Raw genomic sequence first — 17,605 nt, 5'->3', positions numbered from 1 at the left:
AATTAATAATATCCTGCTTATTACTGCCGCGTACTTTCCTGTTAATTGTTCACCTTTATTTCGTTTACGAAATACCACAACTACTGCGCCAGCTTATTTTGAAGAAATTCCTGCTGCTTCTGCGGAAGGCTTTCCTGCAAATCCAGGAGCATATTTTTGAATTGCTCTTTATTTAGAAGCTCCTCCAGCAATTCCCGGCAGTAATTGCGGAAACTATAAGTTTGATGCTGTGTTCCTGCCATGAGATCCTTTAAATTTTCAGGGGTAAATGTGTTGAGTTGGTACAGATAACCAAAAGCGTTTTGCCGGGTTTGAAAATGATGGTGGGGAGCAGTATAACCGGTTAATTTATCTAAAACCTCCTGTTTGTTTTTCGGCCTGAAATTGGGAGTTGCCAGATTTAAAGCCAGCCAAAGCGTTTCCACATTTTTATCCATAAATCCGGTAATCCCCTCTGTGGCTTCCAGGTAAGATTTACGATCTTCAGGAAACTGCATCCAGAGATTGTAAAGCGCGGTTTCTATAGTGACATAAGAATTATCCTTAAGAAGGGATTCATACCTGTCTTTTAATTCTGAAGGAATTTTTTGCAAACTCGTGGCAATAGCCTGTCGAACATAAAGATTATTGGTTTCAAAAGCTTTCTTGTAAAGCCGTAGTGCTTCAGGTGAATTATTTCCTGCTAACTGATAAACCACTTCCTGGCCTATGTAATCATTAACCGGAAAACTAAGTGCCTGGTCCAACTGACTGTATTTTTGCTCCAAAGTCACTTCCCTTAAACCCGCAATTTCAAGATAATTCCTGATAAACTCAGATTCCTTTAAAGAATTAAGTGCGGCATTGGCTTTGAAAGCAGATTGTTTCAACCAGTTATCGATAAAATCGGAAAGGTCCTGCCCGGAAGTCTTTTCCACTTCAGCAATAAAATTCTCGGTAGCAACGGTTTGGAATTTATATAATTCAAGATAATTCTGTACCGCCTGGCGAAATGCCTCATCCCCTACTTTTTCCCTTAAAATATGCAAAGCCCAGGCTCCTTTCTGATAAAAGGTAAGCGAGCTGGCTCTGGGATTCATTACCGCCTCACCTTCTCCGCTGTCACTCATTTGTTTTAATTGCTCGGCAGATTCATATAATTTCCAGTAATAATAGTCTTCTCCAAAGATTTCCTTTTCAGCTAACAGGGCATAAAAAGTAGCAAAACCTTCATGCAGCCAGTGATCCCGGCTTTCTTTTTCGGTTACCAGGTTGCCAAACCACTGGTGCGCCAGTTCATGGGCATTTACATTTACGTAATTGCGATCTTTAAAGCCAATGGAATCCACCACAAGGATATTTGAAAAAATTGTGGTACCGGTATTTTCCATTCCGGCATAGAGAAAATCCTGAACCGGGATTTGCTTGTAATTTTGCCAGGGATAAGCTACGCCGATTTCCCTTTCCAGAAAATCAAAAATTTCTTTGGAATAGCGATATGTAGGCTCCACCTTCAACGAATCTTCAGGCTGATAAAAAAGCTGCATCTTTATGCCGGAAGCTGTAATTAATTCTTCTTTACGATAATCTCCCGCAGCAATGGCAACAAGGTAACTGCTCATAGGCTTCTCCATATCGAATTTCCATTCGGTTAAAGAATCACCTAAGATTTGTTTTTCCTGAAGCACCCCGTTCGCCATCACTTCATAACCTCGCCGAAAACGAACACTAATATCGAAAATTGCCTTTTCCTGCAGGTCGTCAAAACTGGGGAGCCAGTGCGAAGTGTACCTTCCCTGCCCCTGCGTCCACACCTGCCGGGGCGATTGCACGCCTGCCGGTTCGTCCCAGTTAATAAAATACATGGTTTGTGACGGCTGCGCAGTGTACTGGAGTTCTATTTTATTTTCTTCGGAAGGAGAAAAAGAAGATTTTATCCAAAGCCGACTCCCGTCATTTCTTATTCCAGCTTTGCTGCCGTTAAGCATAACCTGCTGAAAATCCATATTTTGAGCATCTATAAAAATAGAATCCGCAGGGGAAAGCATACTAAAAATGTACTCTACTTCGCCCTTTACTTCTTTATCTTCAGGAAAAATACTGATGGTAGCATTCACATTTTTGAAATCCACCAGCTCCCGCTGATTTGTAATACCATTGTTCTGGGAAAATCCTGTCAGGAAAAAAAACAAGGTCAGGATTGAAAAAAATCTCTTCATTCTAAAAATTGGTAATGGAAGGCTAAAATACAAAATATGTGATGTTTAAAGAGTTTTCTTAATCTAAACCCGCATTAATAGAAATATAGTTTCCTTCAGTTTTAAAGGGATTTAATATCTTCGTTTTCATGAATCCCAATATCCTGCAAACGCCAATTGATTACCTGAAAGGAGTGGGCCCAAACCGGGCAGGATTACTACGTAAAGAACTTGGCATCCACACCTATCAGGATTTGCTGAATTTTTTCCCAAACCGCTACCTGGATAAAACCCGGTTTTATAAGATCAGTCAACTGGAGAGGACTTCTGCAGAAGTACAGGTGGTTGGAAAAATCACTCACATTAAAACTGTGGAACAAAAACGAGGCAAAAGGCTGGTGGCCGATTTTGTTGATGATACCGGGAAAATGGAACTGGTTTGGTTTAGAGGCCAAAAATGGATTAGGGAAAACCTTAAACTAAACACTCCTTATGTGATTTTTGGTAAAACCAACTGGTTTAACGGCATGTTCAGTATGCCGCATCCTGAGATGGAACCGGTGGAAGAATATAAAAAGCAACTGCGCACTGCCATGCAACCGGTGTATCCTTCAACTGAAATGCTGGCTAAAAGGGGTGTTAGCAACCGGGTGATCAATAAGGTCATGCAACAGCTTTTTCTGGAAACCAAAGGAAGGTTTTATGATACACTCACCGATGAAATCAGGGAAGAATTAAAACTTATTCCCAAAGAGGAAGCTCTTTTTAATGTTCATTTTCCGAAGAGCCAGGAGCTGCTGGCAAAAGCTCAATTCCGACTAAAGTTTGAAGAACTTTTTTACATTCAGTTGCAGTTGCTCATCAAAAACCTGCTTCAGAAGAAAAAAATAAAAGGATTTGTATTTGACCAGATTGGGAAAAATTTCGGAAAGTTTTATAAAGAACATTTACCTTTTGAACTGACTAATGCTCAAAAAAGGGTAATCAAGGAAATACGAAGTGACCTGGGAAGTGGAGCACAAATGAACCGCCTGTTACAGGGAGATGTAGGTTCAGGAAAAACCATTGTTGCATTGATGTCTATGTTCATCGCGCTGGACAATGGCTTCCAGGCCTGTTTAATGGCCCCCACTGAAATTCTGTCGGTTCAGCACTACAACGGGTTAGTTGAATTATGTAAAGATTTAAACACCAGTATTTACCTGCTTACCGGTTCCTCCAAAACTTCAGAAAGAAGAGAAATTCATGAAAAACTGGAGAACGGGGAAATTGACATTTTAATAGGCACTCATGCGCTGTTGGAAGACAAGGTGAAATTTAAAAATCTGGGACTTGCCATTATAGATGAACAACATCGTTTTGGGGTTGCACAAAGATCAAAATTGTGGAAAAAGAACCATATCCCGCCGCACATCCTGGTAATGACCGCCACTCCCATCCCCCGTACTTTAGCCATGAGCCTGTATGGAGATTTGGATATTTCGGTTATAGACGAGCTGCCTCCGGGAAGAAAACCCATAAAAACAGTGCACCGCTACGACAGTAACCGCCTAAAAGTTTTCAGGTTTATAAGGGAAGAAATTGAAAAAGGCAGGCAGGTTTATATTGTTTATCCGCTAATCCAGGAATCTGAAAAAATGGATTATAAGGACCTGATGGATGGCTATGAAAGTATTGCCAGGGAGTTTCCGAATAATCAGATTTCTATAGTGCACGGGCAGATGAAACCAGCCGATAAAGATTATGAAATGGACCGGTTTGTACGCGCCGAAACCCAGATTATGGTTGCTACCACTGTAATTGAAGTGGGCGTAAATGTGCCTAATGCCAGCGTTATGATTATTGAAAGCGCAGAGCGTTTTGGCTTATCCCAGCTGCACCAGCTTCGTGGAAGAGTGGGCCGTGGTGCAGAACAGAGTTTTTGCATTTTGATGACCGGCCATAAACTTTCCAGTGATTCCAAAACCAGGTTGCAAACTATGGTACAAACCAATGATGGGTTCGAAATTGCTGAAGTAGATTTAAAGCTGCGTGGGCCGGGTGATTTAATGGGCACCCAGCAAAGCGGAGTTTTGAACCTGAAAATTGCAGATATTGTTAAAGATAACGAAATCCTAAAAGTTGCACGATATCATGCCATGAAGGTTTTAAAAGAAGATCCGGAACTTGCCCTGGAGAAAAATAAGGTGCTTAAGTACACCTATTCACAGGTGATAAAGCATAAAAATATCTGGAATTATATTAGCTGATTTTTAATATTATAAGCGGCTTAAAAGTACTTCTTAAATTCAGATACCAGATTATGCCAAAACCATTCGTAATATTATCTTTGCCTACTGAAAAAATAATCTGATGAAAATTTCATATAACTGGCTGAAACAATTTATCAAACTTCCTGAAAACCCTGAAGAAACAGGAGAATTACTTACAGACCTGGGACTTGAAGTAGAAGGCATAAGCAAATTCCAGAGCGTTAAAGGAGGATTGGAAGGTATAGTTGTAGGCCATGTTTTAAGTTGTGATTCCCATCCGAATGCCGACAGGCTGAATCTTACCAATGTGGACCTGGGCAACGGAGAAAACGTACAAATTGTATGTGGGGCTCCAAATATTGCCGCCGGACAAAAAGTACCTGTTGCCACCATAGGCACTGTTCTTTATGATGAAGCAGGCGAAGAATGGACCATCAAAAAAGGAAAAATTCGGGGTGAATTCAGTTACGGAATGATTTGTTCAGAAAAAGAAATTGGTCTCGGAGGCAGCCACGAGGGCATAATGGTAATGGATAATGAACTGGTGCCGGGAACTCCCGTTGCAGAAATTTTCGAAGTTGAAAATGATTATGTTTTTGAGATTGGCTTAACCCCCAACCGTGCCGATGCCATGAGTCACTGGGGAGTGGCCAGGGATCTAAAAGCCGGTTATCAGCAGAAAACCAAAAGTCTGGAATTAATCACTCCTTCAGTTAGCAGCTTTCATGTAGACAGCCGCAGCCTTAAAATTCCTGTTTATGTAGAGAATTCCAGCCTTGCACCAAGATATTGCGGAGTAACTATATCAGACATAAAAATTCAGCCTTCCCCAGAATGGTTAAAAAACCGGCTTAAAGCTATTGGCATTACTCCAAAAAATAATGTAGTAGATGCTACCAATTATGTTCTCCATGAACTTGGCCAACCCCTGCATGCTTTTGATGCTGCAAAAATTAGCGGAAATGAAATTCATGTAAAGACACTTCCGGCAGGCACAAAATTTACCACTTTAGATGAAGAGGAAAGAGAACTTCATGAAGAAGACTTAATGATTTGTGATAATGAAAAACCCCTGGCTATTGCCGGGGTTTTTGGAGGTTTACATAGTGGAGTTTCTGAAACTACAACAAAAATCTTCCTTGAAAGTGCTTATTTTAATTCCGTTAGTGTTCGAAAAACAGCCAAAAGACATGGATTGAACACCGATGCCTCTTTTAGATTTGAAAGAGGAATTGATCCCGGGATTACAGAATATGCACTAAAACGTGCTGCACTCCTTATACAGGAAATTGCCGGCGGGGAAATTACCAGTGATATAAGCGATATCTACTCCAGGAAAATAGAAGATTTTCAGGTATTCCTTACCTTTGAAAAGGTAAATAAACTTATTGGGGAGAACCTCCAGGAAGAGACCATAAAATCTATTTTAGCTTCTTTGGAAATAAGGGTAAATAATGTTACCGAAACCGGAATGGGCCTAACCATCCCTTCTTATCGTGTAGATGTACAGCGGGAATCTGATGTTATTGAAGAGATTTTAAGGGTGTACGGCTATAACAATATCAAATTTGGCGAGAAACTGAAGATTTCGGTTTCCAATTCTTCCAAATTTGATGATTATAAATTGCAGAACATTATTGCTAATCAACTGGCGGGGCAGGGATTTCATGAAACCATGGCCAATTCGCTAACCTCTCCCGAATACCTCAGCCTTAGTGAACAGCTAAAAGAAGAGCATAGCGTAACCATGTTAAACCCGTTGAGCCAGGATCTAAGCGTGATGCGGCAATCTTTGCTCTTTTCCGGCCTGGAGGCGGTTAGTTATAATATTAACAGAAAGCAGAACAACCTGAAGTTTTTTGAATTCGGAAAAACTTATCACAGCTATATGAGCGGAAGAGTTGAAGACAAACATCTTTCCCTGTTTGTGTCGGGCAACAGAAATCCTGAATCCTGGAGCATTGCCGAAAGCACTGGTAATTTCTTCTATTTAAAAGGAATTGTTCAGGGCGTTTTCAGCAGACTTGGGATTGACTCATTAAAACCTTCTTCTTCTAAAACCGATATTCTTTCAGAAGGAATGGCTTTAAGTTCCAGCAAATCTAAACTGGTAGAATTTGGCGTAGTGAAGAAAACGGTCCTTAAACATTTTGATATCGGGCAGGAAGTGCTTTATGCCGATTTTAACTGGGATGCGATCCTGGAATTGGTAAAAGCACAAAATTCCAGATTCAGTAGTATTCCGAAACATCCGGCGGTAAGAAGAGATTTCGCACTGCTGCTGGATAACGGCGTTAAATATGAAGACATAGAAAATATTGCCTATCAAACTGAAAAGAAATTGCTAAAAACCGTAAATCTTTTTGATGTTTATCAGGGCAGCAGTCTCCCGGAAGGAAAAAAGAGTTATGCGGTAAGCTTCCTTTTCCAGGATGAAAATAAAACCCTCACCGATAAGCAGGTGGATAAGATGATGAATAAATTACAGCAGCGTTTTGAGAAAGAGCTAAACGCTGAACTTAGATAATATTCTAATTACTTAAGATAATGTAGAGAACCGTGCCTATGTGTGCGGTTTTTTTATTATGAATATTTAGCAAATGATTCAGGAGGACTTAATTCTGACTCATACCACACAATTAACACATTTCAAGAATGTTATCTTCCTTTTCTGCAAAATTTACATTTGGAATATTCAACTTAATACTTAATTTAGTACTGGATGTTAAAGAAAAAGAACATGAAGCTGAAGCTCCCTCGCACCAATCTTGAAAATCAACTTTTAAAAATCCGGAATAAAAGAATCCCGGAAGAGAAAATTCTGGAACAGGTTCAGGAAATATTTAATTCAGATACAGCCAAAGAACATGAAATTATTCAAAATTTGAATAATGGAAATGTTGCTGAAGGAAATGATTTTAATATTGATCTACTGGAAACCAACCGTATATTTCATATTTCAGATATTGAAAAAATATGTGTGCTCTATCGCTTAAGGTTTCTTAGTACGAAATATTTTAAGGGAGAAATTCCCTATGAAGCTTTGATGGAGATCAAGAGGCTGGAAAAGGAACAAGACACTACATTGAAAGGTTTTAAAATTATAGCCCCCTCCAAACTTTTTAAATTGGAAAATGCTGATGATCCGCTTCTAATGGCTCCTATTGGAAACGATTATTTTTATTTAATCCATAAGTGGGGTAATGATCTTAATCCTTTTCGCAAAATCTTAATGTGGCCTTTTAAAACCCTGGAGAATTTTGTAATCATACTTCTGCTGGGAAGTTTTTTACTGACCATGATGGTACCGGACGGATTGTTTACTCCGGAACCAAGTACTACAGAATTTTTTATGATATTTTTCTTTATGTTTAAGTGGGTTGCAGGTCTTGCATTATTTTATGGTTTTAAAAAAGGGAAAAATTTTAGCACAGAAATCTGGAACAGTAAATATTATAACGCATAGAACGTTAAACTCTATATAAAACTCCTGCCCGTAATTCCTCTTCTTCGTATTTTAGTTACAAAACATCTAAAATAATGAGTACAGACGAGACTTACGAACATGTTTATACAGGTTCTGAAACCAATGTGCAATACTTGCAGGAATTATATAAAGAACAGGGTATTTCTTCCCGCGTGAGGAATGATTTTGATTCAGGCTTAAGAGCCGGTTTTGGGGGAGGATTACGGGGACAAATATTACTTTTTGTAGATAAAAATCATTTTCCGGAAGCTGATAAGATTGCCCGAACCACATTTCCTGAAGATTTTAAAAATGGATGATCATTCTCAAAGAAGGTCCCGGAATATCTGGCACCTGGTGCTGGGTATCCTTTTTATAGGATATGGGAGCTACAGGCTTTATTATCGCCTGCTTGAGGTGGAAAAAGATGTATTCGGAATTGTCCTGGCAGTTGGATTCATAATTTTTGGTATTTATGATTTAAACCGGTATTCCAAAGGAGTTTAATCTGCACCAATAAAACCCGCTAAACTTCTATAGACATCTTCATATATGTATCTTCTAAAAAAATTCATCTTTTAATGATTACTTCAAAATCTTATATTACCACTGAATTACCGCGCTGGCCCAGGTAAATCCGCTTCCAAAAGCGGCCAACACCACTACATCTCCTTCTTTAATTTTTCCTTCTTCCCAGGCTTCTGTTAAGGCTATAGGAATAGATGCTGCGGTAGTATTACCATATTTCTGAATATTGTTGTGCACCTGATCATCATTAAGCTTAAATTTCTGCTGAATAAACTGTGAAATCCTGAGATTTGCCTGATGAGGAATCAACATATCAATATCTTCTACTTCAAGACCGTTGGCATGTAAACCTTCCAGAATAACTTCTGAAAAGCGAACCACCGCGTTCTTAAAGACAAACTGGCCATTCATATATGGATAATATGGGATATCATCCCCTTGCGGATTTTCAGCTATAATTTCAGGTACCCAGTGATTGGTACTTGGGCCTCTTAGAGAGAGTTCCATGGCATGTTTCCCTTCAGAATGTAAATGAGTTGAAAGTATGCCTTCCCCATTATGGTCACTTCTGGTAAGTACAGCTGCTCCTGCCCCGTCTCCAAAAATAACAGAAACCGATCGCCCTCTGGTGGACATATCCAATCCTCCACTATGGTTCTCGCTTCCTATCACAAGAACATTTTTATACATTCCTGTCTTAATAAATTGATCTGCCACAGAAAGAGCATAAATAAATCCGCTACACTGATTTCTCACATCCAGGGCAGGACAGGTTTTTATATCCAGCATCTCCTGTACCTGTACTCCGCAGCCGGGAAAATAATAATCGGGGCTAAGAGTAGCAAAAACAATAAGTTCTATCTCATCCTTAGAAATACCTGAACGTTCAATTGCTATTTTAGAAGCCTTTACTCCCATCTTAGCAGTAGAATTTCCGTCACCTTTTTTGATATGCCTTCTTTTTTTTATGCCTGTTCTTTCCTGGATCCATTCATCATTGGTATCCATAACCTTTGAAAGATCATCATTAGTAACGACATTATCAGGAAGGTAAGTTCCCAAACCGGCAATTTTGGATTGGTACATATTCTTTAAATTAAAGTTTAGAATTAGGATTAATGGATTTCAGCAATTCCGGCAAATACCATTGTTGCAATATAGCAAAGATTAGGATTATGTAAAATATACTGGAATTAATCCATTATCATCAAGATCGGAATTTTGAGAATAACGCCAAAAATTTTATCACCATAAAGCGGATCACCTATTATTACCCAATGGATAACTTCATTTTGTTTTCATAGAAGTATTTAAATCGCTAAATTTCTCTTCCAATTATTATTAAAGGTAAGCTCCAATAGAAAAATAAAAAAAGGCCCGCTGTTACGGGCCTTAAAATTTTTAAAATATGATTCCTAGTTCCTGTTGCCATTATTCATGCCTCCAGTGGTGTTTCCATTGTTTCTGCCTCTGGTATTGTTTCCAGTAGTATTATAGTAGGAACCAGTGGCATTAAATTCCTTCTCATCCAAAGAACCATCCCTGTTGGCATCCATACTATTATAGACTCCGTCGTTTAGCTCCTGTTGGTTAAGGCTTCCACTTTGGTCGGCATCGTAACTACTATAAAAATCAGTATTTCTGAATCCATTGTAATACTCGTCATTATTTATATAACCGTCTGAATCAGCATCAAATTGATCGTATTGATTTGTATCCATATAATTTCCATACAAATCGTCATAGCCTTTATTCCATTCTTCTTCAGAGAGGCGGTTATCCCCATCCTGATCTGCCCTGCTATAGGTTGCATCATAGAATTCCCTATCATCTACCTGTTGATCGCTGTTACTATCCCAGTTGGAATATTGGTTGTTATACTGATTATCAAATTCCTTACGATCCATGGTACCATCACTATTGGTATCATAATTACCATACTCCTGAGAGGTTGCTATTGCGCAAAAGAAAAGGAATACTCCCATTATGCTTAAATTTCTCGTTTTCATAATAATATATTTAAATGGTTAATAAGTATGCAATTTATAACATAGCAGAGCCCATAAAAAGCACTTTATCAGTGTTTAACAGTAGACACATGGCTTTTGTAAGAACCGTAACACTTACCGCCGAATAGCTGTTATAAGCAATAAAATTAGGTTAAATAAAAAAGCGCATTTCTTAAAAAAGAAGTGCGCTTTTCACAACCTAACCAATAAATCAACTTTTACAGATATTCATGAAATCTGTTAATTTTAATCTCTGCCTTCAAATCGTGAAGTAGATTATATAATCCAAAAAATGTACGGTTTATGTATAGAAAATGTTTACTCCCCCTGTTACCGTTCATTTTTCGTAATTCCGTATCCTTACTATATTTTTCGCTGAGTTCTGTAATTGAATTCCAGAAACCTTCATCTGAAAAATCAAAAATTTCCTGATGGAAAGGACTGGTGAACAAATTCAACATATTAAAAAAGAGCTCTGAGAAATATTCAATTTCATGCGAAGAATCATCTTCCCTGAGAATTTCCAATTCATAAAGTTTACTCCGGAAAAATTCAGGATTATTAATATTCTCTGCTTTTGCCAGTTGAAAATATGGAACATAAAACTCTTCAGGCACCTTTTTGATACATCCAAAGTCTATAGCTATTAACCTTCCCTGCGCACTAACCAAAAAATTTCCCGGATGTGGATCGGCATGCACCTCCTTTAATTCATGCATCTGAAACATGTAAAAATCCCATAATGCCTGCCCAATTTCATTCGCTTTCTTTTGATCTTTATTTTCCTTTGCAAATTCGCTAAGGTGTTTTCCCTCCATCCAATCCATCGTAATAATTCGCTCACTGGAGAGCTTTTCGTAATACTGCGGAAATTCCAGATTGGGAATATGTGCGCAGGCTTCAGAAATTGCCTTACTTTGCTTTACCTCCAGTATATAGTCGGTCTCTTCCATTAATTTTCCTTCAACTTCTCTGAAATATTTTTCAGAATCCTTTCCCTGAAGGTTAAACATCCTGGTGGCAATAGGTTTTACCATGGCAAGATCTGAACTGATACTGTCTGCAACCCCCGGATATTGGATTTTCACAGCAAGTTTTCTCCCATCTTTTGTAGCCTGATGCACCTGGCCGATGCTGGCGGCATTAACGGATTGGGTTGCAAACGTATCAAATAATTCTTCAGGGTATGCTCCCTGATATTTCTTAAATGTTTTTCTTACAAGTGGTGCAGATAATGGCGGAACGCTAAACTGCGCCAGACTAAATTTTTCCACATAAGCATTCGGCAACAAACTCTTTTCCATTGAAAGCATTTGTGCAACTTTCAGGGCACTTCCTTTAAGGCTTTTAAGTCCGTCATAAATATCACTGGCATTGCTTTCATCCAGTTCATCTCTGGTAACTTCAGGATTTAATGCACGTTTGCCGTAATACTTCAAATAGTTCCCACTAATTTTTACACCGGTCTGAACCATTTTAGAGGTCCGGCCAATTTTTCCAGTGGGTATTTTATCTATTGTTTTCATTTCTATTCCTTACGTGTTATGACATTTTTTCCTTCCAGAGAAATTTTCCAAAGTCCAAAACCCGCTCCAACGGTGAATTGTCAAAAACATCAGATGCTGTATTCACAGATTTTTCAATGGCTACATCTGTACTTTCAAATTGCGGAGAATTGTCTTCCATCCAGAATTTCATAAGGAACATAAGTTGAACCCATGCAGCTTCTGAAAATACTGTTTCCGACTGCTTCAGTACAGTTACAGCTTTTCCCTCATTTGCATTCCTGATAAGGTCTTTAGCAAAGGCTTTTACCCTTCTCCTTAAGCCTGTTAATTGCTCCAGGTTTTTAAGGGGAACATCATTCTTATTCAGCGTAAACAATACATAACTTCTGTTGGCGGTAAGAATTTCAAAAAATGTATAATAAAAGGTGAGCATTTTTTCCCTGTTGGAAAAAGTCTCATATTCCGCACTCTTACTAATTACATTCAGGGCATGCTCATAAAAGCGTATCCAAATCCCCTTTTCCAATCCTTCAAAACTTCCGAAGAAGTTATAAAATTCCTCTTCTTTTATTTTGTTGTGCTTGCAGAATTTATAAACCGTACCTGGTGTAGTTTCCTCCTCCAGGATGTAGTCCATATATAAAGAGATTAAACGGTCTTTATCAAGTTTTTTCTTTGCAGCAGTATCTTTTACTTTGGCCATAACAATGATATCTTTTTCAAAAGTAACTTTTTGTTTAAGACGAATTAATAAACATTAAACAAAAAATTGTTAAAATTCATTCCTAATGAATTCGTGAACATTTAGACGTTTAGCTCTTTAGAACATTACAACTAAATTATTGTGCCAGTTTGTCAGCAGCTTTTCAATGGTACTTTTTTTGACTTATTTCAAACCAATTGATTAACATTTAAAAAATTATATATGGCAACCGGAAATATTAATGTATCTGTAGAGAACATTTTCCCTTTGATAAAAAAGTTCTTATACAGCGATCACGAAATTTTTCTAAGGGAATTAATTTCAAACGCGACCGATGCGACCCTTAAATTAAAACATCTCACCAATATTGGAGAAGCTTCTGTAGAATACGGCAATCCCGTTATAGAAGTAAAAGTAGATAAGGAAGGTAAAAAAATCCACGTTATTGACCAGGGAATCGGGATGACCAAAGAAGAGGTTGAAAAATACATCAATGAAGTGGCTTTCTCTGGCGCAGAAGAATTTCTTGAAAAATATAAAGATTCAGCTAAAGACAGCGGAATAATCGGCCATTTTGGACTTGGATTTTATTCTGCCTTTATGGTGGCTCATCAGGTTGAAATTATAACTAAATCTTATAAAGATGAGCCAGCAGCTCACTGGACCTGTGAGGGAACTACAAAATTCACTTTAGAAGAAGCAGATAAGCAGGAGCGTGGCACAGAAATTATTCTTCATATAAATGAGGATGACGAAGAATTCCTTGAAGAAAACAGAATTGAAGAGTTATTGGTGAAGTATAACAAATTTATGCCTATCCCAATTAAATTCGGTACTAAAGAAGAATCACTTCCCCTTCCTGAAGATGCACCGGAAGATGCCGAGCCGGAAAAGAAAACAGTTGATAATATTATCAATAATCCGGAGCCGGCCTGGACAAAGCAACCAACCGATCTTGAGGAGAAAGATTATAACGAATTTTACCGCGAACTATATCCCATGCAGTTCGAGGAACCTTTGTTTCATATCCATCTTAATGTGGATTATCCATTTAATCTTACCGGGATCCTTTATTTCCCTAAGATGAATCAGGATATGAACATCCAGAAAGATAAAATTCAGCTTTACCAAAATCAGGTTTTTGTAACCGATAATGTGGAAGGAATTGTACCTGAATTTTTGACTATGCTTCGCGGAGTTATTGATTCACCCGATATTCCGCTGAACGTTTCCCGTTCTTACCTTCAGGCAGATTCTTCAGTGAAGAAAATTGCCAGCTACATTACCAGAAAAGTAGCCGATAAGCTGAAAACTCTTTTCAATAACAATCGGGAAGATTTCGAGAAGAAATGGAACGATATAAAAATCGTTATTGAATACGGAATGCTTTCCGAAGAAAAATTCTTTGAAAAGGCACAGAAATTCGCCCTTTATCCAACTGTAGATGGTGATTATTATACTTTTGAAGAACTAGAGGCAAAAATTAAGGAGAACCAGACAGATAAGGAAGGAAATGTGGTGGTGCTTTATGCTTCCAATCAAAACGAGCAGCATAGTTACATTAAAGCAGCCAAAGATAAAGGTTACCAGGTATTGCTTCTGGATTCACCAATTGTTTCCCATTTACTGCAGAAACTTGAAACTTCTAAGGAAAAACTTTCTTTTGTAAGGGTAGATTCAGATCATGTAAATAACCTCATCAAAAAAGACGATGAAAATATCTCTAAACTTTCAGATGAAGAAAAAGAAAAGCTGAAAGCTGATTTTGAAAAAGTTGTTCCGAAGGAAAAATATACTGTACAGCTTGAGGCTATGGACAGTGATGCCGCACCGCTGATTATCACCCAGCCGGAATTTATGCGCCGAATGAAGGAAATGCAGCAAACCGGTGGCGGTGGAATGTTTGGAATGGGCAATATGCCGGAAATGTATAACCTGGTGGTGAATACAAACCATCCACTGGTTTCCGAAATTTTAAACACCAAAACTGAGAAAAAACAGGAACGCCTTATTAAGCAATCGCTGGATTTGGCAAGACTGTCTCAAAACCTTTTGAAAGGAGAAGAACTCACTGCATTTATAAATAGAAGTTTTGATATGGTGAAGTAATTTTCTCCAGTTAAAACGAATCCTCTAATTGGATTTATCAAAAGGTCAGATTGTTATAAGTCTGACCTTTTTTTTATTGTTTTCGCTATTCTAAAATTCCTTTTGGAAGTAGCAGGAGTATTCTAAGAAATTTCATTTAGCAGTTTATCCCATAACTTTAAAAAATAATCGAATTATTGCACCATCTTTAAAAACTCCTCTTCACTCAACATGGTTGTGCCGAGTTTTTCTGCTTTGGCAAGTTTACTCGGCCCCATACTTTCTCCTGCAACCAAAAAGTTGGTTTTTGAGGAAATGGAGCTGGAAACTTTGCCGCCGTTATCTTCAATTAATTTCTTTAATTCGGTGCGGGAAAGTTCAAACGTACCGGAAATAACAAAAGTATTGCCTTCTAATTTATTGGTCTGGTTCGCCAGTTTTTCGGCAGAAATTTCCATTTGGACACCGTAATTCTTTAAACGTTCCACAATTTCCTTGTTTTCTTCATTAGAAAAGAAATCGGCCACGCTCCAGGCTATTCGTTCACCAATTTCCTCTACAGCCACCAGATCTTCTTCGGAAGCCTCCTCCAGCGCATCTATGCTTTTATAATGACGGGCCAGTTTTTTTGCTACAGTTTCACCCACATAGCGAATCCCCAGTGCGAAAAGTACCCGCTCAAATGGTATTTCTTTCGATCTTTCTATTCCGTTAATAAGATTATCTGCCGATTTTTCTGCCATACGCTCCAAAGGCAGAATTTGTTCTTTTTTCAATTCATATAAATCGGCATAAGTCCCTATAAGGCCATTGTTAACAAACAAGGTAACTGTTTCCCCGCCAAGGCCTTCAATATCCATGGCTTTCCTAGAAATAAAATGTTGGATGCGACCAATTATTTGTGGTGCGCAGCCATTGGTATTAGGGCAGTAATGCAGCGCTTCTCCTTCATTGCGTATCAATTCAGCATCACATTCAGGACATTTTTGGGTGTATTGAGTAGGTTTGGAATTTGGATCTCTTTTAGTAAAATCCACACCCACAATTTTTGGTATAATCTCACCTCCCTTTTCCACAAAAACAGTATCTCCTTCTCTTACATCCAGCTTCTCAATTTGATCGGCATTATGCAAAGAAGCTCTTTTCACCACTGTTCCCGCCAGTTTTACAGGCTCCAGATTAGCCACGGGAGTAATCGCCCCGGTACGTCCTACCTGATAAGTTATTTTATTTAGTTGTGTACTTTCCTGTTCTGCTTTAAACTTATATGCCATTGCCCAGCGCGGAGATTTAGCCGTATAGCCGAGTTCATCCTGCTGATGGAAAGCATTGACTTTTACTACCACTCCATCGGTTTCATAAGGTAAATCATGGCGATGTATATCCCAGTAATTTACATAATCCATCACCGCGGAAGTACTGGCTTTTAATTCCGACTCATCGGGAACTTTAAATCCCCATTCCCTTGCTTTTTGCAGACTTTCAAACTGGGACCTAATATTTAAATTCTTACCGATTATATTGTAAAGTAAACAATCCAGCGGACGTTTGGCAACTTCAGCACTATCCTGAAGCTTTAAACTTCCCGAAGCTGTGTTGCGCGGATTGGCATAAGGTTCTTCCCCTGCTTCCACTCTTTCTGCATTCATCTTGGCAAATCCTTCATAAGGCAGCACAATCTCTCCCCGAATATCAAACTTCTCAGGATAATCCCCCTTCAGTTTCAATGGGACTGAACGTATAGTTCGCACATTATTGGTAACATCATCACCCTGGAAACCATCCCCACGGGTTACCGCACGTACCAGTTCTCCATTTTCATAAGTTAAACTGATGGACGCCCCGTCATATTTAAGCTCACATACGTACTCCACCTTACCGTCCACCAATTTTTTTACCCGTTTTTCCCAATCTTCCAGCTCCTCTTTTGAATAGGAATTTGAAAGCGAATACATTCGGTAGTCGAGCTCCACAGTTGCAAAACTTTTGGTTACGGCACCACCAACCCGCTGCGTGGGCGAATTTTCATCATAAAATTCCGGATGTTTTTCTTCCAGCTCCTGCAACTCTTTCAGCTTCATATCAAAAATATAATCGCTGATTTCAGGCTTATCAAGCACGTAATAATTATAATTGTGCTCTTGCAGTTCCTGGCGGAGCCGGTTTATTTTCTTTTCTACATCCATATTTATAGAAACATTTTATTTTAAAATTTTCAGGTTATCATTCTGATATTCCAGATGAAATTGCTGGTTTTGATGAGTGAATTTAATGCGGAAATTGGAGCTGTAGGCCTTATCATCTACCGGAAACCAGTCTTTTTGATTTTCATCTATAGTAATGATTAACCCTTGTGGCTCACCAATGGCACAAAACTTTTCCAGGCTCCCGTCAAAAATTTCAAGTCCGCAGTTGCGCTGAAGAAAATGGTATTTTTCTTTAATGTTTGTAGTCGCCAGCCCTATTTCGCTTATTCCTGTGATTTTTTCAGCGGAAAATGGAGCGTCTATGGAAGAATTCAGGCTTCTTCTTGAAATAAATTCCAGGATGTTAGAATCTTTATCATAGAAATAAACTGATTTTGCATCCCAGTTGCTAAAATCTACAATTTCATCCTCCCCGCTTTTCTGAATTTCCACTCTTTCCCTCAACCATTCCAACGCCTCATTTTCCTGCTTATCCTGGATATGAAATGCAATATGATATGGTGTGGCTCCCGGTTTTTTCACAAACCTTAATACAGAATAACCCAGCTGAAGTTTAAAGCTATCCTCTCCTTCAGCTTCAATCTTTAATCCCAGCGTTTCACGATAGAATATTTTTTGCTCCTCTAAATTAGATGTAAATACCTGTAGTTCCTCTATCTTCATGTTC

The 17,605-nt window shown here is 38.5% G+C and carries 13 protein-coding genes; 6 read left to right on the top strand and 7 right to left on the bottom strand.

Going from position 1 to position 17,605, the window contains the following annotated elements; translation table 11 throughout:
* Positions 1-80 precede the first annotated feature (80 nt).
* Positions 81-2,198 carry a M1 family metallopeptidase gene (locus RM539_RS04955; RefSeq protein WP_311502327.1) on the bottom strand — a complete coding sequence of 706 codons (2,118 nt, stop codon included), beginning with the start codon at positions 2,196-2,198 and terminating at the stop codon, positions 81-83.
* 128 nt (positions 2,199-2,326) lie between these two features.
* Here RM539_RS04955 and recG point away from each other — a divergent pair, with 128 nt between their 5' ends.
* The 5 genes from recG (at position 2,327) to RM539_RS04930 (ending at position 8,402) form a co-directional block, all read left to right on the top strand.
* Positions 2,327-4,426 carry an ATP-dependent DNA helicase RecG gene (gene recG, locus RM539_RS04950; protein ID WP_311502326.1) on the top strand — a complete coding sequence of 700 codons (2,100 nt, stop codon included), beginning with the start codon at positions 2,327-2,329 and terminating at the stop codon, positions 4,424-4,426.
* Between the two features lie 103 nt (positions 4,427-4,529).
* Positions 4,530-6,956: a phenylalanine--tRNA ligase subunit beta gene (gene pheT / locus RM539_RS04945; RefSeq protein ID WP_311502325.1), complete on the top strand. Its 2,427-nt coding sequence runs from the start codon at positions 4,530-4,532 to the stop codon at positions 6,954-6,956.
* Between the two features lie 195 nt (positions 6,957-7,151).
* On the top strand, positions 7,152-7,895 hold the full coding sequence (locus tag RM539_RS04940; RefSeq protein WP_311502324.1) for a hypothetical protein: 744 nt from the start codon (positions 7,152-7,154) through the stop codon (positions 7,893-7,895).
* Between the two features lie 74 nt (positions 7,896-7,969).
* Positions 7,970-8,215: a DUF2007 domain-containing protein gene (locus tag RM539_RS04935; protein ID WP_311502323.1), complete on the top strand. Its 246-nt coding sequence runs from the start codon at positions 7,970-7,972 to the stop codon at positions 8,213-8,215.
* Positions 8,208-8,402, top strand: a complete 195-nt coding sequence (locus tag RM539_RS04930; RefSeq protein ID WP_311502322.1) for a hypothetical protein — start codon at positions 8,208-8,210, stop codon at positions 8,400-8,402. Before RM539_RS04935 ends, RM539_RS04930 begins: the two co-directional genes overlap by 8 nt.
* 96 nt (positions 8,403-8,498) lie before the next feature.
* Here the strand turns inward: RM539_RS04930 and RM539_RS04925 are convergent, their stop codons facing one another.
* From RM539_RS04925 to RM539_RS04910, 4 genes are all read right to left on the bottom strand, one after another.
* On the bottom strand, positions 8,499-9,509 hold the full coding sequence (locus RM539_RS04925) for a 3-oxoacyl-ACP synthase III family protein (RefSeq protein ID WP_311502321.1): 1,011 nt from the start codon (positions 9,507-9,509) through the stop codon (positions 8,499-8,501).
* Between the two features lie 329 nt (positions 9,510-9,838).
* On the bottom strand, positions 9,839-10,432 hold the full coding sequence (locus RM539_RS04920) for an EF-hand domain-containing protein (protein ID WP_311502320.1): 594 nt from the start codon (positions 10,430-10,432) through the stop codon (positions 9,839-9,841).
* Between the two features lie 218 nt (positions 10,433-10,650).
* On the bottom strand, positions 10,651-11,958 hold the full coding sequence (locus RM539_RS04915) for an ABC1 kinase family protein (protein ID WP_311502319.1): 1,308 nt from the start codon (positions 11,956-11,958) through the stop codon (positions 10,651-10,653).
* A 16-nt stretch (positions 11,959-11,974) separates the two neighbouring features.
* Positions 11,975-12,643 carry a TetR family transcriptional regulator C-terminal domain-containing protein gene (locus tag RM539_RS04910; RefSeq protein WP_311502318.1) on the bottom strand — a complete coding sequence of 223 codons (669 nt, stop codon included), beginning with the start codon at positions 12,641-12,643 and terminating at the stop codon, positions 11,975-11,977.
* 222 nt (positions 12,644-12,865) lie between these two features.
* Here RM539_RS04910 and htpG point away from each other — a divergent pair, with 222 nt between their 5' ends.
* Positions 12,866-14,752, top strand: a complete 1,887-nt coding sequence (gene htpG, locus RM539_RS04905; protein WP_311502317.1) for a molecular chaperone HtpG — start codon at positions 12,866-12,868, stop codon at positions 14,750-14,752.
* 173 nt (positions 14,753-14,925) lie between these two features.
* Here the strand turns inward: htpG and ligA are convergent, their stop codons facing one another.
* Both ligA and RM539_RS04895 read right to left on the bottom strand, forming a co-directional pair.
* Positions 14,926-16,917 (bottom strand): NAD-dependent DNA ligase LigA, encoded by a 1,992-nt coding sequence (ligA, locus tag RM539_RS04900; RefSeq protein ID WP_311502316.1) that lies wholly within the window; start codon positions 16,915-16,917, stop codon positions 14,926-14,928.
* A 15-nt stretch (positions 16,918-16,932) separates the two neighbouring features.
* Positions 16,933-17,601 (bottom strand): VOC family protein, encoded by a 669-nt coding sequence (locus RM539_RS04895; RefSeq protein WP_311502315.1) that lies wholly within the window; start codon positions 17,599-17,601, stop codon positions 16,933-16,935.
* Positions 17,602-17,605 lie beyond the last annotated feature (4 nt).

The sequence above is a fragment of the Autumnicola musiva genome (genome assembly GCF_031846585.1).
Taxonomy (GTDB): domain Bacteria; phylum Bacteroidota; class Bacteroidia; order Flavobacteriales; family Flavobacteriaceae; genus Autumnicola; species Autumnicola musiva.
This window is presented reverse-complemented; position numbering and strand designations above follow the sequence as displayed.

Coding starts and splice junctions, on each gene's coding strand:
- recG (WP_311502326.1), top strand. CDS start 2,327: ATGAATCCCAATATCCTGCAAACGCCAATTGATTACCTGAAAGGAGTG.
- RM539_RS04940 (WP_311502324.1), top strand. CDS start 7,152: ATGTTAAAGAAAAAGAACATGAAGCTGAAGCTCCCTCGCACCAATCTT.
- RM539_RS04955 (WP_311502327.1), bottom strand. CDS start 2,198: ATGAAGAGATTTTTTTCAATCCTGACCTTGTTTTTTTTCCTGACAGGA.
- RM539_RS04935 (WP_311502323.1), top strand. CDS start 7,970: ATGAGTACAGACGAGACTTACGAACATGTTTATACAGGTTCTGAAACC.
- htpG (WP_311502317.1), top strand. CDS start 12,866: ATGGCAACCGGAAATATTAATGTATCTGTAGAGAACATTTTCCCTTTG.
- ligA (WP_311502316.1), bottom strand. CDS start 16,917: ATGGATGTAGAAAAGAAAATAAACCGGCTCCGCCAGGAACTGCAAGAG.
- RM539_RS04920 (WP_311502320.1), bottom strand. CDS start 10,432: ATGAAAACGAGAAATTTAAGCATAATGGGAGTATTCCTTTTCTTTTGC.
- RM539_RS04930 (WP_311502322.1), top strand. CDS start 8,208: ATGGATGATCATTCTCAAAGAAGGTCCCGGAATATCTGGCACCTGGTG.
- RM539_RS04910 (WP_311502318.1), bottom strand. CDS start 12,643: ATGGCCAAAGTAAAAGATACTGCTGCAAAGAAAAAACTTGATAAAGAC.
- RM539_RS04915 (WP_311502319.1), bottom strand. CDS start 11,958: ATGAAAACAATAGATAAAATACCCACTGGAAAAATTGGCCGGACCTCT.
- RM539_RS04925 (WP_311502321.1), bottom strand. CDS start 9,509: ATGTACCAATCCAAAATTGCCGGTTTGGGAACTTACCTTCCTGATAAT.
- RM539_RS04895 (WP_311502315.1), bottom strand. CDS start 17,601: ATGAAGATAGAGGAACTACAGGTATTTACATCTAATTTAGAGGAGCAA.
- pheT (WP_311502325.1), top strand. CDS start 4,530: ATGAAAATTTCATATAACTGGCTGAAACAATTTATCAAACTTCCTGAA.